The following is a 25,619-nucleotide window of genomic DNA, read 5'->3' as shown; positions in this document are numbered from 1 at the left end:
AGTAGTAAAAATACAAATTACCAATTACCAATTACCAATTACCAACTAAGCCACAATAAACTCAGTCCACTTATAAACGAGATAAACTTGCTGCTGCATAAAAGAGTTCCAACACACGACATTACCCATCCGTTCTGTAAACGAACCGCCATCGCGTACTGCACCTTTAGACTCGATCTTTTTACCAAAAGGATCGATAATATCGATCGCGGCAGGTTTGCCCTCATACCAAAAGTCCCATTCTTCCGGCTTCATGAACTTTCTGGCATTTTGGGGAGCAGCACTGTAGTAACCTTGACGCGAAAGAAATCCGCCTACCCAGCCATCTAACATCCAGTTGAGGTACTCGTAAGCAGCGTCTAGTTTTATTCCCGAAAGATTCTTCGACAAACCCAAACCACCACCCCAACCGCGATAGCCTTCCTTCAAGGGTGCATAAACGCAAGGGATTCCCCTTGCTCTCACAGCAGTTACCGCAGGCGACCACATCGATTGCAGCACCACTTCCCCAGATGACATCAGGTTGACAGACTCATCAAAGGTTTTCCAAAAGGCTCGAAATTGACCTGCTTGCTTTTGCTCGATTAAAAGGTTTGTCACCTTGTCGAGTTCTTCTCTGGTCATGTTACCTTTATCGCCAAACTTCATCTGTCCCGTTGCTTCCATCACCATTGCTGCATCCATAATGCCAATGGAAGGAATATCAAGCAGAGATGTTTTGCCTTTAAATTGAGGGTCAAATAAATCTGCCCAAGATTCAATTTTCTTACCTACTAAATCAGGACGATATCCCAGCGTATCGGCGTTGTACTGAAATGGAATCATCGTCGTCCAGTCAGTCGGTTCTGAAGCAAATTCAGTTGAATCCTTGCCTTTCAGAAACATGACTTTGCGTGGAGCCGTTCCCTGAGAGGTGTTAACTCTTGCGCCTGGATATAATTCTCCAGTCGTGAAGATCGGCGTAATTTTATCGAATTCTTTGATTTTTCTAGTATCAATTGCCTGAAGATTGCCAGAAGGAGCGACTAATGGCAGGGCAAAATATTCACCGTCAAAAATATCGTATTGCTTGGGTTGAGTAATAGCAATTTGAATATTTTCTGCCGTACTCAACGCCCGCATTTGAATTTTGAAACCCAAATCTTTCTCTGCTTGGACGCGAATATCGTTAATTTGTGCCGCACCCGTGCCAATTAATCGCAGCGTCACATCTTGAAGTTTATTAGTAAGAACTGTTGGACCACGGTTGGAACAACTAGCAGCGATCGCAGTTCCCCCTGCTGCCAAACCTGTTTTAAGCAGCTTGCGCCGACTTATTTTTCCCATGATTTTGACTTTTTCATGCGGCTAAGAAAACACAGTTATCTTTCGACCAACTAAGTACGACTAATTGCCCTTCTGCAAGTGCATTTGCATCCCAATCAGTTGTACGGGCTTTATACAATATTTCTTGCCCTGTAGCTTCTGCCATCAAGGAAACTCGCGTTACAAAACCCGTCATTTCTACAGCAACAATTCGAGCTGTAATTTGATTGGCAGCGAGAGAAGACTGGACGGGAACCATAGGTGAATGAGGCTCGACCTGCATTAAATCGGGACGGATCGAACACGCTGCTGTAGATCCTACTGGTGCAGCGTAGCCGCGACAAAATAGCGAGCCAATGCTTTCTACTTCCAGTTGAATTAAATCCAAACTCGTATCGGCAACGCTGTTGATAACTTTACCTGTAAAAATATTGTTGTCTCCCATGAATTTGGCTACAAACTGGGAAGCAGGAGTGTTGAAAAGTTCTGAAGGTGTAGCAACTTGATCGATACGTCCGTGGGTCATCACCACCACCATATCAGAAAGAGAAAAAGCTTCCTCAACGTGATGAGTTACCTGAATGAATGTCATACCAAATTGTTTCTGAATTCGGCGTAACTCTGTCCGCATCCTGACTCTTAAGTTTTCATCCAAGGCGCTTAAAGGTTCATCTAACATCAACACCTGGGGACGGGTAGCTAAAGCTCTCGCTAAGGCGATCCGCTGCTGTTGTCCGCCGCTGAGCATATTCGGTTTGCGCTCGGCAACATGGCTCAAACCTACCATTTCTAGCATTTCTCCCACTCTGGTACGGCGTTCCTGTTCTGCGAGTTTACGCATTTTTAAGCCAAACTCGACGTTTTCCCAAATGCTTTTATGTGGAAATAAAGCATAGCTTTGGAACATCATCGAAGTATTGCGTTTGGCTGCTGGAATATCATTGACGCGGCGATCGCCAATTAAAATATCTCCGCTAGTGACTTCTTCGTGTCCCGCGATCGTTCTCAGTGCTGTTGTTTTGCCGCATCCACTCGGACCTAATAAACAGCAGTAGTTTCCGGCGGGAATATCTAAGGTCAAATTTTCAACTGCTGTAAACGAGCCGTATTTCTTCGTCACCGATCGCAACGATACGCCAGCCGCCGCATCAGCTAAGGCTTGTTGCGTTGCTGAACTCGTTTGGAGGAATTCTTGTCTAACTCCAGTTGTTGTCATGATTAGTTCTGTAGTGCAATTGCTAGCTTGACTCAAACCTGCTGCGAACGGACGATGCTAGAAAGCTGTAATAGTAGTTTGCTCTTGTCTTTGCGCTTTACTCATCAGCAGGTATGCACGTTTGGACTCAGAAGTCGAGCTGAAAACTGTGTATGCTGTATACGATGATATATAAGAATAAATCGAAAAAATAAACTGTATGTTGGACTACAATCTCCCCCGATAGAAAGAGCATGTCTATCTCAGGCGAGGGATCTCGATGGGTAAGAATGTCTATTTATAGCGGTTTTCAATTGGGTAAACACACGATCTGTAGGGGCGCACAGCTGTGCGCCCCTACAAATGTCACGCACGCAATCGAGAATTGCTCTTAATAAATGGAGGTGGCGATCGCTAGCAAAAACTCACGCTCGTCCAGAGAAAAAATGTATACTGTATGCAAAGCCTCTGAAGAGGTCAGGAGCTAGCAGCACAAAATTTATTCTGGCTCCAATCGCCTGACTTCTTCCTCAATAACACGTACAAATACAGTTAAGGGAGATCGTGCCGTCAAAAACATAAAATAAGAATAGCTCAAATATCCCTCTTCAGACAGATGCTAAGGAGTCTCGCTTTGTCCCTGTCTCCTCAGTCGCTCCAGCGACAGCGATCGCTACAAGAACAAGCATATCAGGCATTGCGGAATGCCATACTCTCAGGGGAACTAGCACCAGGAGAGCGGCTAGTAGAAACCAAGTTAGCGAACAAGCTTCAGGTAAGTCGAACGCCGATCCGAGAAGCAATTCGCTTACTTCAGCATGAAAATCTAGCTACAAGCGACCTAGATGGAGTCTTGCGGGTTGCGACGATTTCAATTGTGGATGCAATGCAATTGTACGATTGTCGAATTGCTTTAGAGGAATTATCTGTCCGGGGAGCCTGTCACCATGCGACAGAAATGCAACTGCAAGAACTTGAAAGCATGGTTGAGCAAGCAGAAAAGATAGTGAATAGTAAACCTACACAACTGACTAGCTTTCGCTTATTAGATATTGACTACCGCTTTCATCGGTTATTAGCGCAGAGTTCCGGCAATCCCTGGCTTGTCTCCCTGTTAGATCGAGTCTTCGATCAAATGCAACTGTTAAGGATTCAGACAACCAAACACAATCCTAATGTATTGGAAATTCGTACAGAACATCGACAAATTTATCAACCCATACAGCAGCGAGATGAAAAAGCGGCAGTCGAGGCAATGGTTGCCCACTTAAGAGCAAGTAAAGCGCGAGTCGTACAAGAAGTCGAGCAATTACAGCAAACGAAAGTGAGCCGGGAGTCGGGAGTCGGGAGTCGGGAAAGTTTGGATTTTTGACTTTTAACTTTTAACTTTTGACTTACCAATTACCAATATGACAACAACCAACTCAGGTATGAAGAAAGTTTTTATTTGTGGTTCGGCATTGCGGGGACAACCAGATCATCAGAATCTTCAGTCAGCAAAATTTGTCAAAACAGCAGCAACTCAACCCCGCTATCGCCTTCACGCTGCTGATGACGGTTGGCATCCGGCGATTTATGAAGTAGCAGAAGGTGGAATTTCTATTCCTGGGGAAGTCTATGAAATGACGAAAGAGCAGTTTGAATATTTGTCGGCAAACGAGCCACCAAATATGTATGCAAGCGATATTGTTCTAGAGGATGGAGAAGTCTTGACAGCATTTCTTTATCCGAAAGAATTAATTGAAAAATACAATTGGACTGATATTTCGCATCTTGGTGGGTGGGCTGCTTACAAAACCAGTTCGATCGAAAGTTAAAGGCGATCGCTGTTACTTTTTGGGAGCAAAAGGGGCAAGCATACCAGTATAGGGTTTAGGAATGGGATATGCTAAATCGCCAACTTTGCTAGTACTTAAACCCAAACTTACCAAAGCTTCTACAAATTTGACAGCAGCAGTAACACCATCAATGACGGGAATACCAATCTCGCCGCTAATTTCAGCAGATAAATCAGCCATACCACCACATCCTAAAACGATCGCCCCACAGTCATCTTCAGCTGGGGCAGATTTACACTCTTGAATAATTGCCTTGCGAGCTGGAGATCCTGCAATCTCCAGTTCCAACACGGGGAGATCGATCGCGCGAATATTACGACAAAAGCGACTCATACCGTAGTTTTCTACTAATTGCCGAGCAATGACTTGCGTGCGTTTGAGGGTGGTAACGATGGAAAATCCAGTAGCCACAAAACTCGCAGCGTGCATCGCCGCTTCCGCAATACCGAGAACGGGACCCCGCGCCAGTTCTCGGGCAGCCAGCAAGCCAGGATCGCCAAAACAAGCGATGACATAACCATCTACCCCCGTCGCTTCTCCTTGGTGAATTTCTTCAAGTAAGCCAACTACGCTAAGTGCTTCATCGTAATGTCCTTCGATCGAAACTGGTCCCATAGTTGGATTGCAAGCAATAATCTCAGTGTCAGGACTTGCAACGGCTTTTGCTGCTAACCCGATTTTTTGGGTCATGCTAGCTGTGGTATTGGGGTTGATGACTTGGATTTTCATGGTTTTGCTGGATGGAAAGGGTGGATTTCTGGAGATTTTTGTTTAATGTGCAACTTTCTCTCGTTCTCCCTTTATAAGGCAGGGTTAGGGGGGATCTTGCCTTAACCGAAAAGTATTGAGATAGGAGGTCAGAAGTTGTTTTTTTGTTTTCTATAGCGAATGTCATACTTGCGAGTTAAAGTGTTGTAGAAAAATTGCTATTTTCGCAGACTATGCCAATCAATTCAAATAAGTTTGCTGAGAACACGAGCGAGCTAACGATTCAGTTAGAAGCAATGTGCCGTCGCTTAGAAAATTTGTATATTCGTGCAAAAGAGCCAGCTTGGTCGCCAGCCGAGTTACTGGCAGAATCTTTTAGAGAACTCAGTTGTTCTCTAGAAGAGATTTATGTTGCTATTGAGGAGTTGCGGCAGCAAAATGAAGAATTGGCAGCAGCTAGATTTTTGGTCGAGCAGGAGCGCCAACGCTACCAAGATTTATTTGAATTGGCTCCAGATGGCTATTTTGTCACCAATGCTGCGGGAGTTATTCTCGAAGCTAACCGTGCTGCTGTTAATCTACTGAATGCAGCACCAGAATATTTAGTTGGCAAACCACTTGTCTTGTTTGTCGAACGAGGCGATCGCTCATCCTTTCGTTCTCAACTCAATCGACTATGCTATCAAATTGACCGACTGCAAAACTGGCAAGTCCGCATCCAACCCCACAAATGGGAACCCTATGACGCACTCTTGACGGCAACCGTCGTGCGCGATCGCCAAGGAGCGGCAAGTCATTTACGAATTTGCCTGCGACAGACCGACGAGCAGCAAGTGGTGATCGGCAGCTAAACCATCTATACCAGCAGTTGCCAAAGTTTATGAATATCAGTGGTTTATAAAACTTTTTCGGAGCCGTCAATTCTTATAATTATTAAAGAAACGCAATAAAACTGGTTAGTGGTTAGTAGTTAGCGGTCACAGATAACTGATAACTGATAACTGATAACTGATTGGTCAAGGAGCGATCGCTAAACATATGGCAAGGATAGAAACCAGAACAGAACCCATGGTACTCAACATGGGACCGCATCACCCCTCCATGCATGGCGTGATGCGGTTGATCGTGACTCTGGATGGCGAAGATGTGGTCGATTGCGAACCCGTCATCGGCTACCTGCATCGAGGAATGGAAAAAATTGCCGAAAACCGCACCAACATCATGTACGTTCCTTACGTGAGTCGGTGGGATTATGCGGCGGGGATGTTCAATGAGGCTGTTACTGTCAACGCCCCCGAAAAATTAGCCGATATTCCCGTTCCCAAACGCGCCAGCTACATCCGCGTCATCATGCTGGAACTGAACCGGATTGCCAACCACTTACTCTGGTTGGGTCCGTTTATGGCTGATGTCGGCGCTCAAACTCCTTTCTTTTACATCTTCCGCGAACGCGAGATGATCTACGACCTCTGGGAAGCAGCTACAGGCTACCGGATGGTGAATAACAACTATTTCCGCATTGGTGGTGTCGCCGTCGATCTACCTTACGGCTGGATCGATAAGTGCCTCGATTTTTGCGACTACTTCATGCCCAAAGTAGACGAATACGAGCGCCTGATCACCAACAACCCGATTTTCCGTCGTCGTGTCGAGGGTGTAGGCACGATTACAAGAGAAGAAGCCATTAACTGGGGGCTTTCCGGTCCTATGCTGCGGGCAAGTGGCGTAAAGTGGGACTTGCGGAAAGTTGACCACTACGAATGCTACGACGACTTCGACTGGGACGTTCACTGGGAAACCGTCGGGGATTGCTTTGCGCGTTACTTAGTGCGAATTCGGGAAATGCGCGAATCGGTAAAAATTCTCCGCCAAGCCATTGCCGGACTACCAGGTGGACCCTACGAAAACCTAGAAGCCAAGCGGATGCAAGCTGGTCCAAAATCTGAATGGAGTGGTTTTGATTACCAATACATTAGTAAGAAAGTTGCCCCCACATTCAAGATTCCCAAAGGCGAACACTACGTCCGTGTCGAAAGTGGCAAAGGGGAATTAGGCATTTATATTATCGGCGATGATAATGTCTTCCCTTGGCGGTGGAAAATCCGTGCAGCTGATTTCAACAACGTGCAAATTCTGCCTCACATCCTCCGAGGCGTGAAAGTTGCTGATATCGTCACGATCCTAGGTAGTATTGACATCATCATGGGATCGGTCGATCGGTAAATCGTAAGTCGTAGGGGCGGGTTTACCTAAAATATTTGTCAAAGTTAGAGCAAACTAGTGAACCCGCCCGTACAAAAGTCGTCAGTCAAAAATAATCAATACAAATGACAAATGACAGATGACTCGAATTTAGAGTTGATTAGGGAGATTTTACGTGCGATCGCCTCAAGTTCTCAGCAGCGAATCACTTTTGCTGAGTATATGGAATTAGCGCTATATCACCCGACTTGCGGCTATTACACGACTAAAGCCGTCCAAATGGGCAAGCAGGGTGATTTTTTTACGTCTACTCATCTGGGTGCTGATTTTGGCGAGTTGCTCGCAGAGCAGTTCGTCCAAATGTGGGAAATTTTAGGAAAACCTCAGCCCTTTACTTTAGTAGAAATGGGAGCAGGACAAGGTTTTCTGGCTTTAGATCTGATCCAATACGTCCATCTGAATTATCCAGAGTTTTTCGCTGCACTGGACTACATCATTGTCGAACGATCGCCCGCAATGAAGCAACTTCAGCAGCAGCAGATCTCCAAAATACTCCTTGAGCAGGAGGGCAAAACGATCCCCCCAACCCCCCTTTTCAAGGGGGGCAATGTTCTCTCTACAACCCCTTTTTTAAGGGGGTCGCCGTCGGCGGGGGGATCTATCCGCTGGTGCAGTCTAGAAGAAATCCCAGATAATTCGATCGCTGGCTGTTTCTTTTCCAACGAACTCATAGACGCACTACCCGTACATCAAATTGCGATCGAACGAGATGTGCTGCAAGAGGTGTACGTTGGACAAGGGAGACAAGGGGGACAAGGAAGCAGCAATTCCAGCCACCAGCCACTAGCCACTAGCCACTCTCCTTTTACAGAAATTACAGAGAAACTTTCTACACCCAGATTGCAAGAATATTTCGACTTGGTTGGCATCGATATAACTTCTTCTAATTATCCAGATGGATATCGCAGCGAGGTAAATTTGGCTGCTTTAGACTGGTTGGAATCAGTAGCTCAGAAGTTGCAGCGCGGATATGTATTGACAATTGATTATGGTTATCCTGCAAGTCGATACTACAATCCAGGGCGATCGCAAGGGACTTTACAATGTTACTATCAACACCATCACCACAACGATCCGTATATTAATATCGGACAACAAGATATCACAGCTCACGTTGATTTTACAGCTCTACAACGATGGGGCGATCGCTGCGGATTGCCAACAGTCGGGTTCACCCAACAAGGCTTATTTTTGATGGCGTTAGGATTGGGCGATCGCATTGCGGCACTATCTCAAGCCACAAGCCAATCGCTCCAACAAGTCCTATGGCGGCGTGATGCCCTACATCAACTGCTCGATCCTATGGGTTTAGGCGGGTTTGGCGTTTTGATTCAAAGCCGGGGACTCACTGAGGCAGAAGCACAACAGTCATTAAAGGGACTAGAAGAATTCGGAATTCGGTAGTAAGTGACAACTGACATGAAATCTTAAATCAATAGCTCTTACAATGGCGAGAATTCAATTTTCCCCCACAATGATTAGAGTAGTAAAGTAAGGCTATCAAACAGCAAAATCATGAACGCCCACGATCTATTAACACTAGTAATGCTTTTGACTCCTGGGATTTTGCTTTCAGTAATAATTCTGGTTACATTTGCTGCTGGAGGCTGAATCAGTGACCAGTGACCAGTGACCAGTGACCAGTTATTTTTCTCCCGAGCGCGACCTTGCGCAACCTTGCGCTCTCTTCTTCCCGACTCCCTGCGATCCTTGATAAGGTAATAAAATTGTATCCCCCATAACATAGAGTGGATGACGTGGCTGTCCTTGTAGGGTGACTCCTAGACAATGCAAGATTCGACCCTGACATCATCTGCCTTTTTTAGAAACAATTGTAAGAGATGAGAGCAAGGCAGAGGAAAGGGTTAAACTAAGCCGCCCCCCCACCAGAGCGACTTGGGTTTAACATACTCCTAGATTAGAAGTCGCAATTTTTAACTGCTGAAGTTCTTTTGTACTGCTACGATCGGAGTAAGAATTTTGGGAAACTGTATGAGGCATGGAAGTCAGGTAGGCAGGGGGGAGCCAAGATCTAATTCATGAGCGACGAGAACTTTAGAGGATATATTCAACTGATTCATCAGCAGATGGCAGTTCTGCATAGTTACATAACGCACTTATCTCCTTTGCCACAAAAACAGGTGGCTCAAGTTATCGAGGAGATTACTGCTGCTCTAGGCAATCTCCAACTGATCTATGAGGAGATGGAGACAAGTTTGGAAGCATCAGCCCTTGTTGAGGAGGAGTTGTGTCGGCAAAATCAACAAGCGATGCAAGAGCATCAGCATTATTATGATTTGTTTCAATCATCTCCAGACGCTTACCTAGTCACCGATGCCAATGGATTAATCCTAGAAGCAAATCGGGCGATCGCTACACTACTAAATGTTCCACAAAGCTACCTACCTGGTAAACCACTCGCTATTTATATTACACAGAGCGATCGTCAAACCTTTCGCACTCGTCTGAACCAGCTACCTTTAGTTAGTGGCGTACAAAATTGGGAAATGAATTTATGTCCAAGACATGGTAAGCCGTTTGCGGCTGGGTTGAAAGTTGCTGTTGTCCGCGATAACTCTGGTTTCGTCGAGGCATTGCGAATCGGCGTGCATGACATTAGTGAGTACAAGCAGGTTGTGACTCAACCCGCCTTTGCACTTAACTCTGAGGATATGCCAGCCCAAGTAACTACTCCTATGCCTTCACTACCACAAGCCCTTGATGGCTTACAGGTTCTTGTAGTGGATGACGAAGCCGATGTCCGCGAATTTATTACCGCTGTTTTGGAGTCGCAGGGAATTCGCGTGACGGCAGTAGAAAGCGCAGCAGCAGCATTGGAAGCACTGGAACGATTCCATCCTGATGTTTTGATTTGCGACATTCGGATGCCGGATCGGGATGGGTATAGCTTGATTCGCCAGGTGCGAGAATTGGAGGCACAGCAAGGATGGCATATTCCGGCAGCCGCGCTCACTGCTTATTTAGCAGAGGCTCGAGAGAAAGCAATAGCAGCCGGATTTGAGTCGCATCTGCACAAATTGGCTCAACCCACCCAGATAATTGAAATGGTAACTCAGTTGTCTAGACGTTCACCTACCTAGCCAGCGCGATCTCCCGTTACCTGGTCGAATTGCACTACTGTACAATTAAAGCTAGCTAGCAATGGAGAAGAGTGCAGCGCAACTTTTACCATACTGCTGCCGTTAGCTGCTGCCGAATTGAACGATAATGCCTCAGAGGGAGAGCAGTAAGGACGATGCAGCGACCTCGACGACCGGAGACAGTGACGCTAGATGACGTTGTGATTACCCAGGAGTTATCGCAGCGATCGCCTCGTCCCCCAAACTTGCTCTTAGAAAATCAGGCGTTGCATACATTAGTACGGCAGCTAGTGAATCAGCCGGAAGCGATGCTCCACAATCTAGTTGACATTTCGCTAGACTTATGCTGTGCAGGAACCGTAGGAGTTAGTTTACTCGAAGTGCTGCCCAGTGGGGAAGAAGTCTTTCGCTGGAATGTGATGATGTCCCACCTAGACGGCTTTGGGTTGCTCCAAGCATTACGTGCCGACCCACAAACTAGAGAGATTCCCATCATCCTGCTTTCTGCCCGTGCTGGAGAAGAATCGGTAGTGTCAGGGCTAGAAGCAGGGGCGGATGACTACTTGATCAAGCCCTTCTCTGCTGCTGAGCTGGTGTCTCGTGTCAACGCTCATCTCCAGATGGCACAACTGCGCTCTGTCGCACTGAGTCAGGAAAGAACGATCGATCGCCGGAAAGACGAGTTGCTGTCAACCGTTTCCCACGAACTGAATACACCCTTGGTTGCTATTCTTGGTTGGACGCGGTTACTCCGCAGCTCACCACCTAGTCAATCGATGTTGATGAAGTCGCTAGAGACGATCGAGCGTAATGCTACGCTGCAAGCCAAGCTAATTCAGGACTTGCTGGATATTTCCCGCATTGAGGCAGGTAAACTGCGCTTGAGTCTTGAGCCAGTTGAGTTAACATCAGTCATAGAAGTGGCGATCGCCGCAGTCAAGACTGCGGCGATCGCCAAAGATATTCACCTGGAATGGAAGCGATCGTCGGTTCAAGAAGCCTCTGAGATTAACATTTTGGGCGATCGCGAAAGGCTTCAACAGGTCGTTTGCAATCTTTTGACTAATGCGATTAAATTTACCCCCCAAGGAGGAACGGTAGAGATTTCGCTTCAAAGAGTTGAAGAGGGACAAGGGGACAAAGGGGACAAGGGAGAACAACTACCAACTATCAACCACCAATTACCAATTACCAATTACCGATGACTCAACTTGCCCAGATCGTCATCACCGATACTGGTATCGGCATCAGCCCTGATTTTCTTTCCCATGTGTTCGATCGCTTCCGTCAAGCCGAAGGGGAAAATTCAGCTAAAGGATTGGGATTAGGACTGGCGATCGCCCGTCACCTAGTCGAACTCCACAATGGTACGCTCCACGCCGCCAGTTTAGGAGTTGGGCAAGGCGCAACCTTTACCGTTGGGTTGCCAATTTTTAAATAATTATGAATTTTTCGTTATCAGCTGAAGTTAGCAGGCAAACCTCAAACCATTCGATGAATCTGCTCCCAGCCGAGCCAGAATTTGAAGCCTTATTAGACTACCTCAAGCACAATCGCGGCTGTGACTTGACTGGCTATAAACGCTATAGCTTGGTGCGGCGATTACGAGTGCGAATGCAGAGCATCAACATTGGTAGCTATCAGGACTACTTAAAGTATTTGCAAAGCCATGACTCTGAGTGGATGGCGCTTTTAGATCCAGTTTCGATCGACATCACTGGTTTTTTTCGCGATCGCGACGCTTGGGACTATTTAGCACATGAGATCGTTCCCAAAATCTTTGCCAGCAAGCAACCTGATGAATCAATTCGCGTCTGGCGTAGTTTTAAAGAAATGGGATCGGAACGACAGTTAACTCCTACACTTTCCTGAACTTTTTGGGATTGACAAAGCGTGAGATTACTTCTGAATTGACAAGTTTTTATTATGAGTCGAGAATAAGCCGAAAGTAAAGATGTAGGAAGTCATACTCGCTCACCTATATCTCTATTAGTAGTGATAGGAGTACAAGTTTAGCTATTATGGTTTGAGTTCTTTCTGGACTAGCCGCCTCGGAGCAGTAAATTGCTGCTATACTCAACTAGATTTTTCCATCATCATCGTTTGTCAATACCTTACTTAAATATGTGAATTGTAAAGGGGGAGACTAATGTTAGCTGACACTTGTGATATTTTTCGTCCGATTGCCTGATTTTGACTTTCTGCCAAATACTAATTTTAGGTGTGAGCAAAATGCTGATGCGCGAGCAAAATCTGCTGCTAATAACTCGACTAAAAAGCTGTAGCTACTACTATATTGGCGTACTCAAAAAATATTTATCTAGAACTCCTCAATGGTTATTTATGTATGTATTTGGTCGCTTTAGCTCGATCCAAATCATGATGCTAAATTACTATCAGCGCCAACGAACCGCTAAAGTCTACGAGGAAAAGGATTCGGTGTTTAGTCACCTCAATACTGATGAAGTAGTTGAATCTTTAATCACTGATGGATTGTACTTGGGGATTCATCTACCAGATAGTTGGGTGAGAGAAATCCGTGAGTTTGCAGAGCGTAATAATTGCTACGGAGACGGGAATTTAGGCTTGAGTTTTGCTTATCAAGAAAGGCTAGCGGCGCAGAGTTCATACGGTCAATCTTTTCGATTAGGGAAATATTACAATGCCAGCTTGCTATGTCCAGCAATTGAGAAACTGGCTCGCGACCCAAAGCTATTAAATATTGCTGCGAAATATTTAAAAGTAGAATCGGTTCATGCTGGTAGTTGGCTGTGGTGGAGTTTTCCCCCAACAGCAGCAATTTATGAATCTACTGCTGCGATTGGGCAAGTCTTTCATCACGACCTTGAGGATTACCGTTGTCTTAGATTTTACTTCTACTTAAGTGACACTAACTTAGCTAATGGACCGCATGTATGTATTCGTGGCAGTCATCGTCAGAAAAAACTTGCCTATCTTCTCAGCTTATGGCGGTTGCGTTCCGAGCAAGATGTGATTGATTACTACGGTACTTCTAGGATTGTGACAATTTGTGGTTCGGCGGGGTTTGGCTTTGTGGAAGATCCATTTTGCGTTCACAAAGGATTGCCACCAACGAAGGGAGATCGGCTGATTTTAGCGATACATTTCTCTATTAACGACTACGGGGTGTTAGGCGATCGGGATGACTCTTTGTTGTTGAACTCTAGCCAGCTGACTTCAAAATAGTCTCTACTTTGATGCGACCATACTTAACTTCACGTCTAGAACGAAGATATAAAAGATACATTAAATCGGGAATATTTGAATACAGAATCTATTGCTGGCAATTCTTCCAACTTGAACTTTCTTGCTGCTCAATTATTTATCCGACTATCTATAGGTAATAACAATCCTAAAATTTCTCCTGTTGATATAGCAGTCCTATTTGATTCGTGAAAAAATTTAAGTACAGTAGGGTGTGTTATCGCACCGCGTAACGCACTCCTATACGAATAAGTGGTGCGTTACGCCATCATGCTAACGCACCCTACGTAGATTTCAAAAATCAAATATGAGTCCTATAGTAGTAAATTAATCTTACTTAAGCAGTAAGCTCATGAGTTTTGTCATTGGCTATTCCACTTGTGTGAAGACAAGAGACTACGAATCGAGGCATTCTGATAGGAAGGCTATTCACTCGTTCAAGTGGCAACAATCTCAAGTGCGAAATTATACTGCTGGGCCGGCGTTGGGATTTGAGATATTCACTGTCGTACAGAAACCTAAACAATTAAATTAGAAAGGGATAAGTGTCTGGAGTTGCAAAAGGGGATACTTTAGAAGTAAGTCAAAATTATTGCTCAAATTTTTGGCGTTACTGCCTACTCTGCTTCTACACCAGTAGTTATTCTGCCTTCGATAATTTCTAGCAATACAATTCTTTCATTTAACTATAACTGCTCGCTGTCACTGTATTACTCTGAAAATCTGTGTTTAAGTATCTTCCGCCTCTCAACGAGCATAACCTTCCTTATCCCGATACCATTCACCCAATCGTGGTGCATTTCGCGATCGCTATGGTGCTGTTTGCAGTATTTTGCGATCTCCTGGGGTACTTTACCAAAAATTCCAAATTGTATGAAGTCAGTTGGTGGAATCTGACCTTCGCAACAGTTTCGATCTTCATTGCAATTATTTTTGGACAGATTGAGGCAGGTCTGGCAGAACCTTACGCTGCATCTGTTTCAACGCTGAATGCTCATACAATTTTGGGCTGGTCGCTCTCAGGAATTCTAGCAGTCGTCACCGCATGGCGCTACGTGATCCGGTTGCAGGAAAGACCACAGCTACCCCTTCCTTATCTCGCAGCGAGCGTGCTGCTAGTTGGGCTAGTTTGTCTTCAGACATACCTGGGCAGCTTACTCGTGTGGGTCTATGGCTTGCATACGATTCCTGTCGTAGAGGCAATCAGAGGAGGTATATTATGAATCCAGACTTGCTGGAACAGTGGGGTAGTTTGGGAGTAAATGGGTTGCCCTACCCAATTCCCATCCATCCCAACCTGGTGCATCTAACGCTAGGGTTATTTATTGTAGCGATCGCCTTTGACATTGTAGGGGTGCTGTTTCCCGTCGAGAAAGCAGTTTTTAAGTTTCTAGCAATTCCCGTTACCCGCTCGACGCTGTTTGATGTCGGTTGGTATAACCTGTTGGCATCGGCGATCGTCACCTTTTTTACGGTGATGGCTGGTGTGTTTGAAGTTGCTTTGGCTGTACCACTGGCGGATGTCACCAGCGCCTGGGGGCTTCATGCTCTGGAAACGATGATTCTACACGGTGTAGGGGGGGTGATAATTTTGAGCTTAATTGTGGGAATGACCGTTTGGCGCGGCTTTCAACGCTATCAGTGGCGCAAAGACATGGCAAGACAGGTACAGTTGAGTTATCTTGCTGCTGGTTTATTTGTTTTTGCTCTGATGTTTGTGCAGGGAACGCTGGGCGCACATCTGGGTGCTGAATTTGGCGTTCACATTACGGCGGATCAAATGCTGCGCTTAGGCGAAAATCCCAATCAACTATAGTTCGGATCGGTTAGTTCCTTATTTATTTGGCGATCGCTGTCATGATGAAACTCCGTGCAATTCTAATAATGACGGTCTATGCCATCTTGGTCGCTATGACAAGCTTATGGATGGCGAAGCAATCCTATTCTTGGTTTCCGCCAGAAGCAGCAGCAGAAGCAAAGTTGCTGGACGATCTATTCAGTCTCTTCACTGGGTTAGGCACATTTATTTACTTAGGTGTAATTGGACCTTTCCTCTACTCGTTGGTCTTTCATCGAGCTAGTAAGTACGACATGAGCGATGGTCCCCCGATTGAAGGCAATACCTGGCTGGAAATTGTCTGGACGGCAGTACCATTAGTTTTGGTGTTAACGCTTTCCTTTGTGAGCTATCGGACTTACGAAAAAATGGCGGTGCGGGGTCCGATGGAACTGGTACACTTGCATCTGCCTCAGATGATGCAGCCTGCTTACGCCGAACCCTTTGACAGCAAGCCTCAGCAGGAAATTCAGAATGCAGTAGAAACCGCTCCCATCGAGCAGATTAACGTGACCGCTAAGCAATGGGCATGGATTTTCCATTATCCAAAACAGGATATCACCAGCACTGAGTTACATTTACCCGTCGATCGCCGCGTGCGATTTACCTTGCGATCGCAGGATGTGTTACATGGCTTTTATATTCCAGCATTTCGCCTGAAGCAAGATGTCGTTCCTAACCACGAAATCGATTTTGAACTGACTCCTGTGAAAACTGGAACCTATCGCCTGCGCGATTCGATGTTTAGCGGGACTTACTTTGCCGCAAATCAAGCAGATGTCGTCGTTCAGCCATTCAACGAATATCAACAATGGCTCGCCGATGCTGCTGCTGGGTCGCCCACTCCTGCTTTTAATCGGGCTGCTTTCGAGTACAGCCAAGCAAACGATCGCTCTGGGACAACGAAAGACAAGGTAGCCGTTCGCGGTTGGGACACTATCCCACCTGCATCGCCACCTGTGGTGAATTATGCCCCTAAGCACGAACCTAATAGTCCGCCTGCCTGATGTGACCAAATAATTCGTAATTTGTAATTCATAATTCGCGATCGTGAGTTTTGCAATTTTAACTTTTGACTTTTAACTTGCTTGGGAACTTATGACAAACATCTCGATCGAGGCTCCAGAAGTCGTTCGCGGACAGCCATACCCAGGTGCGCCCGATAACTGGAAGCGATTCTTCACCTTCAGCACCGATCACAAAGTCATCGGCATTCAATACATCGTCACGTCGTTCTTCTTTTTCCTGGTCGGTGGCACGTTGTCGATGATTATGCGGGGCGAACTGATTACCCCCGATGCCGATCTGGTCGATCGCACTGTTTATAACGCGCTGTTCACAATGCATGGCTCGATCATGCTGTTTATGTGGACATTCCCCGTTTTAGTGGGATTGGGAAATTATCTTGTGCCGCTGATGATTGGAGCGCGAGATATGGCATTTCCTCGGCTTAATGCGGTTTCGTTTTGGATGGTTCCTGTAGTAGGCATTCTGATGCTAGCCAGTTTTCTAGTACCAGGAGGTCCATCGCAGTCGGGATGGTGGGCATATCCGCCCGTAAGTTTGCAAAACCCGACTGGCAATCTGCTAAACGGACAGGTGTTATGGATTTTGGCAGTAGCAATTTCGGGGGTATCTTCCATCATGGGTGGGGTGAATTTCGTCACTACCATCTTCAAAATGCGTGCGCCAGGAATGACCTGGTTTAGAACCCCTGCCTTTGTCTGGTCGGTGCTGGCAGCACAGTTAATTCAACTGTATGGACTGCCCGCCCTGACTGGAGGGGCAATCATGTTGTTACTCGATCTCACGATCGGCACTAGTTTTTTTGCTCCAGAACGGGGCGGTAATCCGATCCTATATCAACACTTTTTCTGGTTTTACTCCCATCCGGCAGTCTATGTGATGATTCTGCCAGCATTTGGGATGTTTTCCGAAATTCTGCCCGTTCATGCCCGCAAACCCCTATTTGGCTATCGGGTGATTGCGGCATCATCGATTTTAATTACGGTTGTCAGCGGTTTGGTGTGGGTGCATCACATGTTTGCCAGTGCCACCCCCAGTTGGATGCGGATACTTTTCATGGTGACATCGATGCTGGTTGCCATTCCTTCTGGCATTAAAGTCTTTGGCTGGGTGGCAACGATTTGGGGTGGCAAGATCCGCTTCACCACGCCGATGCTATTTGCGCTCGGTGGCATTAGTAATTGGTTGTTTGCGGGAATTACCGGAATTTTTCTGGCTTCTGTGCCAATCGATATTCACGTCAACAACACTTATTTTGTGGTCGGACATTTCCATTACGTGCTGTATGGCGCGATCGTCATGGGCATTTATGCCGGAATCTATCACTGGTTTCCTAAAATGACCGGACGCATGTATTATGAAGGGCTGGGTAAACTGCACTTTGCCTTGACCTACCTGGGAACGGCGTTAACCTTCCTACCGATGCACCCCCTTGGATTGATGGGAATGCCCCGCCGTGTTGCATCCTACGACCTGGAATTTGCCTACTGGAATGTCATAGCAAGTATTGGCGGTTTTCTATTGGGGCTGTCTACGCTACCATTTATTCTCAACATGGTGAGTTCTTGGATTCGGGGCGAGAAAGTAGGCAACAATCCCTGGCGGGCATACGGTTTAGAGTGGCTTACCTCTTCACCACCAACCGTGGAAAACTTTGAAGAAACACCGCTTGTGGTTTCGGGTCCCTACGGCTACGGTAGGAACCAACCCTTGGTAGGGAACATTCCCAATCCAGGCTTGACTCAATTTCCTGAATCTCTGACGCAGCAGCAAACATCATGACAGCAGAAAGAGCGATCGCACAAGATACTGAAGCTAACGTTCGACAGCACCAGGAGCATGACGCAGCAGGCAATAGTAAGTTTGGCTTTATCGTGTTTCTGCTGTCGGAAAGTGTCATTTTCCTGAGCTTCTTTACGGGTTACATTGTCTACAAAACCACTACCCTAGACTGGTATCCACCAGGTGTGACTGGCTTGGAAACCAGAGAGCCATTCATTAATACGCTCGTGCTGGTATCCAGCAGTTTTGTCATCTACGTAGCCGAGCGTTATTTACACGATAAAAAACTGTGGGGCTTTCGCCTATTTCTATTAATTACTATGGCGATGGGCAGTTATTTCCTCTTTGGGCAAGCTGTGGAATGGCGCAGTTTACCATTTAGCTACCAGTCGGGTTTGTTCGGTGGTACGTTCTTTTTATTAACTGGATTTCATGGCTTGCACGTTCTCACCGGAATTCTGCTGCAAACATTAATGTTGGGGCGATCGTTTATCCCTGGTAACTACGACAACGGTTATTTTGGTGTGGAAGCAACGTCCTTATTCTGGCACTTTGTCGATGTCATTTGGATCGTGTTGTACACGCTCATTTATGTTTGGCAGTAGGAGAGTCCTATGATAATTGACGACCAATACTATGACGTAATTATTGTTGGTACGGGTGCAGGCGGCGGAACGCTGGCGCGAAAGCTGGCATCAACTGGTAAAAAGATCTTGCTGCTCGATCGCGGAGAACTGATCCATCGTGAAAGTTCCGAGTTGGTCGATACAGAAGTTTTTAAGAAAGAGCAATTTCACGCGCCTGAACCCTGGTACGACAATACAGGAGAGCCGTTTTATCCGCAAACATATTACGCCGTTGGTGGCAATACAAAAATCTGGAGTGGCGTTTTGCAGCGAATGCGCGAACGTGACTTTGAGCAAGTGCAGCATCAGGGTGGGGTTTCTCCGGCATGGACGCTGAAATATCAGGACTTTGAGCCTTACTACACCGAAGCCGAGAAGTTGTATCAAGTACACGGTAAAGTCGCAGATGACCCTACCGAGCCGCCCCATAGCGCAGCCTATCCTTTTGGGGAAGTTGCTCATGAGCCGATGGTGCAACATATTGGTGACACTCTTGCTCAGCAGGGGTTGCATCCCGTTCATTTGCCGCTAGGGTTGGGCAATCGCGGTAGAACCGATGCTGAAGACACCGGAATTAGTCCCATCCTCAACAGCGAAAACGTGACGCTTAAAACCTCTGCTCAGGTTGTTTGTCTGCATACCAACCCCTCAGGATCTCAGATCAAAGCAGTTCAAGCAAAAATTGGGGAACAGTCTTATTTATTTTTAGGCAATATTGTAGTGCTTGCGTGTGGTGCTGTGAACTCAGCAGCATTGCTACTGCGGTCTGCCAACGAAAAACACCCTAACGGGATTGCGAATGGCTCTGGTCTGGTAGGGCGAAATTTGATGAAACAACTGCTGTCGGTTGTGGTGCAGTTAACCTCTACCGCTAATTCTGGGTCATTTTCCCGCACGTTAGGGCTAAATGATTTTTATTGGGGAGATAAGGATTTTCCGTATCCGATGGGTCACGTACAAAACTCTGGTGGTATTTTTCAAGATGTCATTTTTGCCGAAGCACCACCAATTTTATCGGCATTGTCTAGGCTGATGCCAAATTTTGGCTTGCGGCAGTTGGCAACCCATTCAATCGGTTGGTGGCTGAAAACGGAAGACTTACCCGATTCCAACAATCGCGTCCGCTATGTGGGAGACAAACTGCGAATTGATTACACGGCGAATAATGTAGAAGCGCACGATCGCCTGGTATATCGTTGGGTTGATGTGTTAAAAAGCGTCGAGCAGTCTCAGCCCAATATATTTAACCGCACAACCCATCCGCGCAGCGATATGCCCGTACAAGTTGTAGCTCATCAGTGCGGCACTTGTCGGTTTGGAGAAGATCCGGCAACATCGGTGTTGGATCTGAATTGTCGTACCCACGATGTGCAAAATCTCTATGTCGTAGACAGCAGTTTTTTCCCTTCTCACGCCAGCGTTAGTCCTGGCTTGACTGTCATTGCCAATGCTTTGCGGGTGGGCGATCGCTTAATCGAGCAGTTGCAGTAAGGCGTTGCTGCATGAAAAATATAGCCTTTTTCAATTCGATGAAATACAAGATCTGTAGGGGCGCACAGCTGTGCGCCCCTACGAATGTATCGCATCATAACGAGAATTGCTATAAAGCAGTTGAGGCTAATCTCTTAGCAAAGTATTAGCCTCAATTGATTGACCTAATTTTTTTTCAACACCACCACAGGACAATGAGCATAGCGAATCACTCGTTCTGCTACCGAACCGAGAAAAAATCGACTCAAGCCAGTTTTGCCATGCGATGGAATCATAATTAAATCGGCATTAATCTCCTTAGCATAGTCGAGAATCTCCGAACTGGGGTCGCCAACAGCAACGCCAATATGAACTCCTTCAAACTCCGAAGCTTGAAATCGTTTGTTCAAAGTCTCTTTTACGTGCTGCTGGCGCGAGCGATCGTCTAAAGTATTCCACATCGCTCCAGGTTCAGCTGGATGCGGGTGAGATAGAACGTGCAGAACATACAAATGACTTGCATCCTTCACAAATTCTCGCGCTGGAGATAGTGCCGCAAAAGACTCTTCTGAAAAATCGATCGGCACTAAAACTCGGTCTTTCTGTAACCAACTCATGATTTTAAATTGGTAATTGGTAATTGGTAATTGGTAGTTGCTCCCTGCTCCCTGCACCGAAGCGCTCCCTGCTCCCTAGTAACTGCTCACTTAAACACGGGCATCTTTCCAGTTTGGAGGCGCTGCATGTAATCTTGTAAATCGGCGGCGACTTTGTTTGACAATAGGAAGCAGCCTAAGATGTTAGGGAAAGCCATTGACAAAATCATCATATCGCTGAATTCTAAGACTGCACCGAGGTTGACGACAGCGCCGACAAACACGAAAAAAACAAACAGTGCCTTGTAAACTAAAGTGGTGCGATCGCCAAACAAGTATTCCCAACTGCGTTCGCCGTAGTAACTCCAAGAAATCATTGTGGAGAAAGCAAATAAGAATACTGCCAGCGCTAGTACGATTGGAAACCAGCTAATCGCGGAAGCAAACGCAGCATTTGTGAGTTGCGCCCCGTCTGCCTTTGTGTCGGTGTAAACACCTGTAATCACCACTACCAGGGCTGTCATGTTACAAATCACGACAGTATCGATGAAAGGTTCGAGTAATGCCACAATCCCCTCGCGAATCGGTTCTTCGGTACGGGCGGCGGAATGGGCGATCGCTGCCGAACCGACTCCTGCTTCATTCGAGAAAGAGGCACGGCGAAATCCTTGCACTAATACCCCAATAAATCCTCCGGCGAGCGCTTGTGGGAAAAAGGCTTCTCGGAGAATTGTGCCAACTGCACTGGGAATCTGAGGTATGTTCGTCAAAATAATGAATAAAGAGGCGAGGATGTAGATCAAGCACATTGCTGGAACCAGTTTCTCCGCCACCGAACCAATCCGCTTGATGCCACCAATAATCACTAAAGCAACTAATACAGCCATGACTAAACCGTAGAGCCAGTTTCGCCCCTGCAACAAGGGTATGACTCCCGATACCGCAGCAAAGGACTGGTTTGCCTGGAACATATTGCCACCACCGAAAGACCCACCAATGCAAAATACTGCAAATAGTGGTGCTAGCACTTTACCCAAAGGACGCAGCCCCAGTTCGCCCAAGCCACGCGATAGGTAGTACATCGCCCCGCCGGAAATGCTACCATCCGGCTTGACAATGCGATACTTCTGTCCCAAAGTACACTCAACGAACTTACTGGACATCCCTAACAACCCTGCGACAGTCATCCAAAACATTGCCCCAGGACCGCCTAACTGAATGGCGATCGCTACCCCAGCAATATTTCCTAAGCCCACTGTTGCCGATAGTGCCGCTGATAGCGCTTGAAAATGAGTGACTTCTCCTGCTTCTGCTGGATTATCGTAATGTCCTTGCACGACAGAAATCGCGTGACCGAAAGCACGGAAGTTGATGAAACTCATGCGGATCGTAAAAAATACCGCACCAATAATCAACCACAGGACGATAAACGGCATTCCGCCAATGCTAAAGAACAGAATTTGAGACAGCGCTGCTACTAGATAGGAAAAGATAGCATCAATTGCCCCTAAGATTCCTGTCGGCTTACCGTCAGCAGCGTAAGCCGTGCTAGGTATGGCTAGTAACGCTAAACAAAGCCAAGGATATTTTCTCAGCCAATTTAAAAGCTTATGGTGATTCATCAGCGTTTCTTAATTGTGAGTGTTAGCAAAAAATCCTTAATTTTAAGAAAATATAACTTTAGGTCGCAATTAAACTGTTCCTAAGACACAATTTTTTAGCATTTATCAAAAATAAGCTGTAGTATATACTTCCAAAGATAGATATATTGCGATGTTTGGGAATTAGTCACTGGTAGTTGGTAACTGATAGTCAAGCGTTAGAATTACTTAAGAACTTGACTGATAGATCGCTCTCACAATTCACTCGTACGGGCGGGTTTCACCGCAGAATTTCCAGTCCTAGACTCGGTATTCTCAACATTAAACCCGCCCCTACAACTCACGACTCACTTTTAATATGCCAACAGCTTTGATTACTGGTGCTTCTGCGGGAATTGGTGCTACTTTTGCCCATGAGTTAGCTTCTCGACAAATGGATTTAGTTTTAGTAGCTCGTTCTGCTGACAAATTGCAACAGCTGGCAGCTCAGTTACAAGCACAAAATCAAATTCAAGTCTACGTCCTCGTCCACGACCTAACTGTACCAGAAGCAGCTACAGCTATCTACAATACGGTAACGGAAAAGGGATTAGAGATCGATCTATTAATCAATAACGCTGGCTTTGGAGATTATGGCGATTTTGCCGAACGAGATGGCGATCGCCAAGTCAGAATGGTACAGTTGAATGTTTTAGCGTTGGTAGACTTAACTCACAAATTTTTACCAGGAATGCGCCAGCGTCGCTCTGGAGGCATTATCAATCTTGCTTCTACTGCTGCATTCCAACCGATTCCCTACTTTTCTGTTTACGCAGCCAGTAAAGCTTTTGTACTCAATTTTAGCGAGGCATTGTGGGCAGAAAATCGCAAGTATGGGGTACGAATTTTAGCTGTTTGTCCTGGTCCCACTGAAACGAAATTTTTCCAAGAGGCTGATTTTCCCTCCACTTTTGCTGAGACAGTATCGAACAACTATACATCTCCTCAGCAAGTTGTCAAAGAATCACTTCAAGCTTTGAAAAAAAACCGTTCTTCGATCGTTCCGGGGCTGACAAATAAAGTCAGTGCTAACGCTTATCGATTTTTGCCGCGCCAAGTTTTAGTTAGTTTGATTGGGAAAGTATTTAAACAAGGATAATTTTCTTACATATATCGCGTTAATTGGACGCGATATCTTTCTTTTTTTGTGACAGCAACTTCTCCTACTTCCAAGCGTCCTTTGCCGCGAATAGCGATTAAATCTCCAGTTTTGACTTGAGTGCTGGATTGGCTAATTTCTTTCCAGTTAACGCGCACGTCTCCACCTTCGATCAAATCTACCATTTTGCTGCGGGACATCCCAAACCCAGCAGAGGCGATCGCATCTAATCGTAAAGAGGCTTCTACTGTTGTTAATTCCTTTTTTTTCGGTTCTTTAATTCTTAATTCGCTCAGCTCGATCTGCTGAATTTTGACGGGAACGGAACGCACTTGCTTTAAATGTATTGCTAAGAACTCTACTAATTCTGGTACAACAATTGCTTGCGCTCCCCGTTCTCCTAACACAATAATATCGCCAGTTTTGTCCCGCACAATCCCCGTACCTAGCATCGCTCCTAAAAAGTCGCGATGGGTAGCAGTGTCAAATAGAAAGTTCCCGGCAATATCTATTGCTGCTACTGTCACTTGGGATGAATCGAGAGGGACTTCCACACGAGCGATCGCTAATCGTTGCCGTTCTGCTTGAGGATAACCGCCCCAAGCTACTAATTGTACGTCAGTCAAACGACTAAAAATTTGCTGACTCTCAGCTAACTCTGGGGGCGATAAAAAATCAGTGAGTACTACTTCCCAAGTTTTGATTGCTTGCTCTGCTAGATCGATAACACGAACGATAGTTTCTCGATTTTCTACACCTTTTAATAAGTCTTCTCTCGGCAACATCTTAATTTTCTAACTTTTAGTTGGCTATATATGTTCTATATTGTTTGACACTTATTGTTATCCGCATAAAATCCAACTGCTGTCATTTCTTGTATTTTTGGTGCATGTGTTAGCAGCATAGACGTTGCGAGAGGCTCAAACCCGATCGTGTTTCGATCTCCAGCCCGTTTTCCTATGCAGATATCCTAGCACTAGTCATCTGTTACCAACATTGCATTTGCTCCTTACCTTCGCGAACAGCACAGATCCACTCTTTTCGCCCAGACAGTTCTATGTTATATTTTACACAAATATTTCTTCCGTAAAAAATAGATGTCAACAGCAAAAAACTCAATTCTATTCTGTATCTAGAAATACTTTTATCCCAAGATAAAGAATATGATAATTGGACTGTTTGCAGTATAAAATATTTCTCAAGTCTTTCTAAGATTAAGTAATTATGGCGTTGGTGTTCTCCAGCGATCGCCATCTGGGTGCAGCTCATCGCGTCCAAAGATGCAGACCTTGAAGCGGCGAGCATCATTTGACATGGACTGATTATCGATCTTCTGAGTGCTAGCACTCAGAAGTGAGTTGAGTTTGTCTTGATTTTCTGACAATTCTACTGAATCAAAAAGATGAAAAGAATACTATTTTACGATGATGGCTCCGGCTTTGGCGGTCATAGTATTTCTGCTATAGATGCAGTTAAATACTTACTAGAAAATACCAACCTCAAGGTTGGATTTATGTTTTATCAAGAAAATCAAAGACTTTACGATCGCTTAACTTTACTAGTGCGAGAATTTAAGCACCTCGAACTTTATCCAATGGAGTTCAAAGCAGCAAGATTTAGAAACTTAGTGGGACTTTAAAGTTTTCTATGCCCAAATGAAGCCAGATTTAGCTCTATGAGCGGCAAATACATCGAAATGAGTCATCAGCCATCGCACCAGACGAAACTCTACTGCGGTGCGGAATGCCGTCAAAGCTTCTGTGAACGTTTGCAAAGGTTTGGTAGCCCAACGCCTGCGAAACCCGCCAGTTAACTGATGCCAAAGGATAAAGGTGTAGGCGGTAAAGACCAAAATCCAGTGCCGCTTCATGCTGATTGCGTCTCGGACCTGATACTCACTCAAACCCAG

24 protein-coding genes and 1 pseudogene are annotated in these 25,619 nt (G+C 45.8%); 18 read left to right on the top strand and 7 right to left on the bottom strand.

Annotated features, from left to right (window positions below):
• Positions 1-45: 45 nt before the first annotated feature.
• Positions 46-1,326 (bottom strand): extracellular solute-binding protein, encoded by a 1,281-nt coding sequence (locus tag H6G17_RS17835; protein WP_192159394.1) that lies wholly within the window; start codon positions 1,324-1,326, stop codon positions 46-48.
• A 13-nt stretch (positions 1,327-1,339) separates the two neighbouring features.
• Complete coding sequence (locus H6G17_RS17830) at positions 1,340-2,521, bottom strand: ABC transporter ATP-binding protein (RefSeq protein ID WP_192159392.1); 1,182 nt, start codon at positions 2,519-2,521, stop codon at positions 1,340-1,342.
• A gap of 595 nt (positions 2,522-3,116) precedes the next feature.
• Here H6G17_RS17830 and H6G17_RS17825 point away from each other — a divergent pair.
• Together H6G17_RS17825 and H6G17_RS17820 are read left to right on the top strand one after the other, a co-directional pair.
• On the top strand, positions 3,117-3,872 hold the full coding sequence (locus tag H6G17_RS17825; protein WP_192159390.1) for a GntR family transcriptional regulator: 756 nt from the start codon (positions 3,117-3,119) through the stop codon (positions 3,870-3,872).
• A gap of 37 nt (positions 3,873-3,909) precedes the next feature.
• Entirely contained in the window at positions 3,910-4,317 is a 408-nt protein-coding gene (locus tag H6G17_RS17820) for a gamma-glutamylcyclotransferase (RefSeq protein WP_192159388.1), read from the top strand.
• 12 nt (positions 4,318-4,329) lie between these two features.
• On the opposite strand, the gene H6G17_RS17815 is transcribed toward H6G17_RS17820, so the two are convergent.
• Entirely contained in the window at positions 4,330-5,067 is a 738-nt protein-coding gene (locus tag H6G17_RS17815) for an aspartate/glutamate racemase family protein (protein ID WP_192159386.1), read from the bottom strand.
• 212 nt (positions 5,068-5,279) lie between these two features.
• Here H6G17_RS17815 and H6G17_RS17810 point away from each other — a divergent pair, with 212 nt between their 5' ends.
• The 14 genes from H6G17_RS17810 to H6G17_RS17750 all read left to right on the top strand — a co-directional run bounded on the left by H6G17_RS17810 (position 5,280) and on the right by H6G17_RS17750 (position 20,396).
• The gene (locus tag H6G17_RS17810) at positions 5,280-5,897 is read left to right on the top strand and encodes a PAS domain-containing protein (RefSeq protein WP_192159384.1); all 618 of its coding nucleotides are present in this window, start codon (positions 5,280-5,282) and stop codon (positions 5,895-5,897) included.
• Between the two features lie 187 nt (positions 5,898-6,084).
• A complete protein-coding gene (locus H6G17_RS17805) occupies positions 6,085-7,269 on the top strand; it encodes an NAD(P)H-quinone oxidoreductase subunit H (RefSeq protein ID WP_192159382.1) in 1,185 nt (394 codons plus the stop codon).
• A 111-nt stretch (positions 7,270-7,380) separates the two neighbouring features.
• A complete protein-coding gene (locus H6G17_RS17800) occupies positions 7,381-8,712 on the top strand; it encodes a class I SAM-dependent methyltransferase (RefSeq protein ID WP_192159380.1) in 1,332 nt (443 codons plus the stop codon).
• A gap of 635 nt (positions 8,713-9,347) precedes the next feature.
• Positions 9,348-10,409 (top strand): response regulator, encoded by a 1,062-nt coding sequence (locus tag H6G17_RS17795; protein WP_192159378.1) that lies wholly within the window; start codon positions 9,348-9,350, stop codon positions 10,407-10,409.
• Between the two features lie 155 nt (positions 10,410-10,564).
• Positions 10,565-11,614 (top strand): hybrid sensor histidine kinase/response regulator, encoded by a 1,050-nt coding sequence (locus tag H6G17_RS17790; RefSeq protein ID WP_199316818.1) that lies wholly within the window; start codon positions 10,565-10,567, stop codon positions 11,612-11,614.
• The gene (locus tag H6G17_RS32720) at positions 11,611-11,850 is read left to right on the top strand and encodes an ATP-binding protein (protein WP_199316817.1); all 240 of its coding nucleotides are present in this window, start codon (positions 11,611-11,613) and stop codon (positions 11,848-11,850) included. The genes H6G17_RS17790 and H6G17_RS32720 overlap by 4 nt, the downstream gene beginning before the upstream one ends.
• Before the next feature lie 2 nt (positions 11,851-11,852).
• Positions 11,853-12,281: a hypothetical protein gene (locus H6G17_RS17785; protein ID WP_242038463.1), complete on the top strand. Its 429-nt coding sequence runs from the start codon at positions 11,853-11,855 to the stop codon at positions 12,279-12,281.
• A 366-nt stretch (positions 12,282-12,647) separates the two neighbouring features.
• Positions 12,648-13,616 (top strand): hypothetical protein, encoded by a 969-nt coding sequence (locus tag H6G17_RS17780; protein ID WP_192159376.1) that lies wholly within the window; start codon positions 12,648-12,650, stop codon positions 13,614-13,616.
• A 743-nt stretch (positions 13,617-14,359) separates the two neighbouring features.
• On the top strand, positions 14,360-14,857 hold the full coding sequence (locus tag H6G17_RS17775; protein WP_192159374.1) for a DUF2231 domain-containing protein: 498 nt from the start codon (positions 14,360-14,362) through the stop codon (positions 14,855-14,857).
• On the top strand, positions 14,854-15,450 hold the full coding sequence (locus H6G17_RS17770) for a DUF2231 domain-containing protein (RefSeq protein ID WP_192159372.1): 597 nt from the start codon (positions 14,854-14,856) through the stop codon (positions 15,448-15,450). The genes H6G17_RS17775 and H6G17_RS17770 overlap by 4 nt, the downstream gene beginning before the upstream one ends.
• 41 nt (positions 15,451-15,491) lie before the next feature.
• Positions 15,492-16,478: a cytochrome c oxidase subunit II gene (locus H6G17_RS17765; protein WP_192159370.1), complete on the top strand. Its 987-nt coding sequence runs from the start codon at positions 15,492-15,494 to the stop codon at positions 16,476-16,478.
• Positions 16,479-16,569: 91 nt separating this feature from the next.
• A complete protein-coding gene (gene ctaD / locus H6G17_RS17760; RefSeq protein ID WP_192159368.1) occupies positions 16,570-18,279 on the top strand; it encodes a cytochrome c oxidase subunit I in 1,710 nt (569 codons plus the stop codon).
• Positions 18,276-18,884, top strand: coding sequence for a heme-copper oxidase subunit III (locus H6G17_RS17755; protein ID WP_192159366.1), 609 nt, complete (start codon positions 18,276-18,278; stop codon positions 18,882-18,884). Before ctaD ends, H6G17_RS17755 begins: the two co-directional genes overlap by 4 nt.
• Positions 18,885-18,893: 9 nt before the next feature.
• Complete coding sequence (locus H6G17_RS17750; RefSeq protein ID WP_192159364.1) at positions 18,894-20,396, top strand: GMC family oxidoreductase; 1,503 nt, start codon at positions 18,894-18,896, stop codon at positions 20,394-20,396.
• A gap of 164 nt (positions 20,397-20,560) precedes the next feature.
• On the opposite strand, the gene H6G17_RS17745 is transcribed toward H6G17_RS17750, so the two are convergent.
• Positions 20,561-20,992 (bottom strand): universal stress protein, encoded by a 432-nt coding sequence (locus H6G17_RS17745; protein ID WP_192159362.1) that lies wholly within the window; start codon positions 20,990-20,992, stop codon positions 20,561-20,563.
• Positions 20,993-21,078: 86 nt separating this feature from the next.
• On the bottom strand, positions 21,079-22,593 hold the full coding sequence (locus H6G17_RS17740) for an alanine/glycine:cation symporter family protein (protein ID WP_192159360.1): 1,515 nt from the start codon (positions 22,591-22,593) through the stop codon (positions 21,079-21,081).
• A 337-nt stretch (positions 22,594-22,930) separates the two neighbouring features.
• Here H6G17_RS17740 and H6G17_RS17735 point away from each other — a divergent pair, with 337 nt between their 5' ends.
• Complete coding sequence (locus H6G17_RS17735) at positions 22,931-23,710, top strand: SDR family oxidoreductase (RefSeq protein WP_192159358.1); 780 nt, start codon at positions 22,931-22,933, stop codon at positions 23,708-23,710.
• A 5-nt stretch (positions 23,711-23,715) separates the two neighbouring features.
• Here H6G17_RS17735 and H6G17_RS17730 read toward each other — a convergent pair whose 3' ends face one another.
• Positions 23,716-24,495 carry a photosystem II S4 domain protein gene (locus H6G17_RS17730; RefSeq protein ID WP_192159356.1) on the bottom strand — a complete coding sequence of 260 codons (780 nt, stop codon included), beginning with the start codon at positions 24,493-24,495 and terminating at the stop codon, positions 23,716-23,718.
• A 617-nt stretch (positions 24,496-25,112) separates the two neighbouring features.
• On the opposite strand from H6G17_RS17730, the gene H6G17_RS17725 reads away from it, so the two are divergent.
• A complete protein-coding gene (locus H6G17_RS17725; RefSeq protein ID WP_192159354.1) occupies positions 25,113-25,349 on the top strand; it encodes a hypothetical protein in 237 nt (78 codons plus the stop codon).
• Between the two features lie 6 nt (positions 25,350-25,355).
• On the opposite strand, the pseudogene H6G17_RS17720 reads toward H6G17_RS17725, so the two are convergent.
• Positions 25,356-25,619: pseudogene (locus H6G17_RS17720) on the bottom strand (IS701 family transposase); the annotation flags it as partial.

Source organism: Chroococcidiopsis sp. [FACHB-1243] (genome assembly GCF_014696895.1).
Lineage (GTDB): Bacteria > Cyanobacteriota > Cyanobacteriia > Cyanobacteriales > Chroococcidiopsidaceae > Chroococcidiopsis.
The sequence above is the reverse complement of the archived record's forward strand: the minus strand, read 5'-3'. Positions and strand labels throughout refer to the sequence as shown.

Excerpts from the sequence above, each read along its gene's own strand:
- H6G17_RS17830 (WP_192159392.1), bottom strand. The coding sequence starts at position 2,521 with ATGACAACAACTGGAGTTAGACAAGAATTCCTCCAAACGAGTTCAGCA.
- H6G17_RS17725 (WP_192159354.1), top strand. The coding sequence starts at position 25,113 with ATGAAAAGAATACTATTTTACGATGATGGCTCCGGCTTTGGCGGTCAT.
- H6G17_RS17825 (WP_192159390.1), top strand. The coding sequence starts at position 3,117 with ATGCTAAGGAGTCTCGCTTTGTCCCTGTCTCCTCAGTCGCTCCAGCGA.
- H6G17_RS17765 (WP_192159370.1), top strand. The coding sequence starts at position 15,492 with ATGATGAAACTCCGTGCAATTCTAATAATGACGGTCTATGCCATCTTG.
- H6G17_RS17745 (WP_192159362.1), bottom strand. The coding sequence starts at position 20,992 with ATGAGTTGGTTACAGAAAGACCGAGTTTTAGTGCCGATCGATTTTTCA.
- H6G17_RS17805 (WP_192159382.1), top strand. The coding sequence starts at position 6,085 with ATGGCAAGGATAGAAACCAGAACAGAACCCATGGTACTCAACATGGGA.
- H6G17_RS17755 (WP_192159366.1), top strand. The coding sequence starts at position 18,276 with ATGACAGCAGAAAGAGCGATCGCACAAGATACTGAAGCTAACGTTCGA.
- H6G17_RS17815 (WP_192159386.1), bottom strand. The coding sequence starts at position 5,067 with ATGAAAATCCAAGTCATCAACCCCAATACCACAGCTAGCATGACCCAA.
- H6G17_RS17835 (WP_192159394.1), bottom strand. The coding sequence starts at position 1,326 with ATGGGAAAAATAAGTCGGCGCAAGCTGCTTAAAACAGGTTTGGCAGCA.
- H6G17_RS17750 (WP_192159364.1), top strand. The coding sequence starts at position 18,894 with ATGATAATTGACGACCAATACTATGACGTAATTATTGTTGGTACGGGT.
- H6G17_RS17740 (WP_192159360.1), bottom strand. The coding sequence starts at position 22,593 with ATGAATCACCATAAGCTTTTAAATTGGCTGAGAAAATATCCTTGGCTT.
- H6G17_RS17820 (WP_192159388.1), top strand. The coding sequence starts at position 3,910 with ATGACAACAACCAACTCAGGTATGAAGAAAGTTTTTATTTGTGGTTCG.
- H6G17_RS17790 (WP_199316818.1), top strand. The coding sequence starts at position 10,565 with ATGCAGCGACCTCGACGACCGGAGACAGTGACGCTAGATGACGTTGTG.
- H6G17_RS17810 (WP_192159384.1), top strand. The coding sequence starts at position 5,280 with ATGCCAATCAATTCAAATAAGTTTGCTGAGAACACGAGCGAGCTAACG.
- H6G17_RS17735 (WP_192159358.1), top strand. The coding sequence starts at position 22,931 with ATGCCAACAGCTTTGATTACTGGTGCTTCTGCGGGAATTGGTGCTACT.
- ctaD (WP_192159368.1), top strand. The coding sequence starts at position 16,570 with ATGACAAACATCTCGATCGAGGCTCCAGAAGTCGTTCGCGGACAGCCA.
- H6G17_RS17785 (WP_242038463.1), top strand. The coding sequence starts at position 11,853 with ATGAATTTTTCGTTATCAGCTGAAGTTAGCAGGCAAACCTCAAACCAT.
- H6G17_RS17770 (WP_192159372.1), top strand. The coding sequence starts at position 14,854 with ATGAATCCAGACTTGCTGGAACAGTGGGGTAGTTTGGGAGTAAATGGG.
- H6G17_RS17780 (WP_192159376.1), top strand. The coding sequence starts at position 12,648 with ATGCGCGAGCAAAATCTGCTGCTAATAACTCGACTAAAAAGCTGTAGC.
- H6G17_RS17795 (WP_192159378.1), top strand. The coding sequence starts at position 9,348 with ATGAGCGACGAGAACTTTAGAGGATATATTCAACTGATTCATCAGCAG.
- H6G17_RS32720 (WP_199316817.1), top strand. The coding sequence starts at position 11,611 with ATGACTCAACTTGCCCAGATCGTCATCACCGATACTGGTATCGGCATC.
- H6G17_RS17730 (WP_192159356.1), bottom strand. The coding sequence starts at position 24,495 with ATGTTGCCGAGAGAAGACTTATTAAAAGGTGTAGAAAATCGAGAAACT.
- H6G17_RS17800 (WP_192159380.1), top strand. The coding sequence starts at position 7,381 with ATGACAGATGACTCGAATTTAGAGTTGATTAGGGAGATTTTACGTGCG.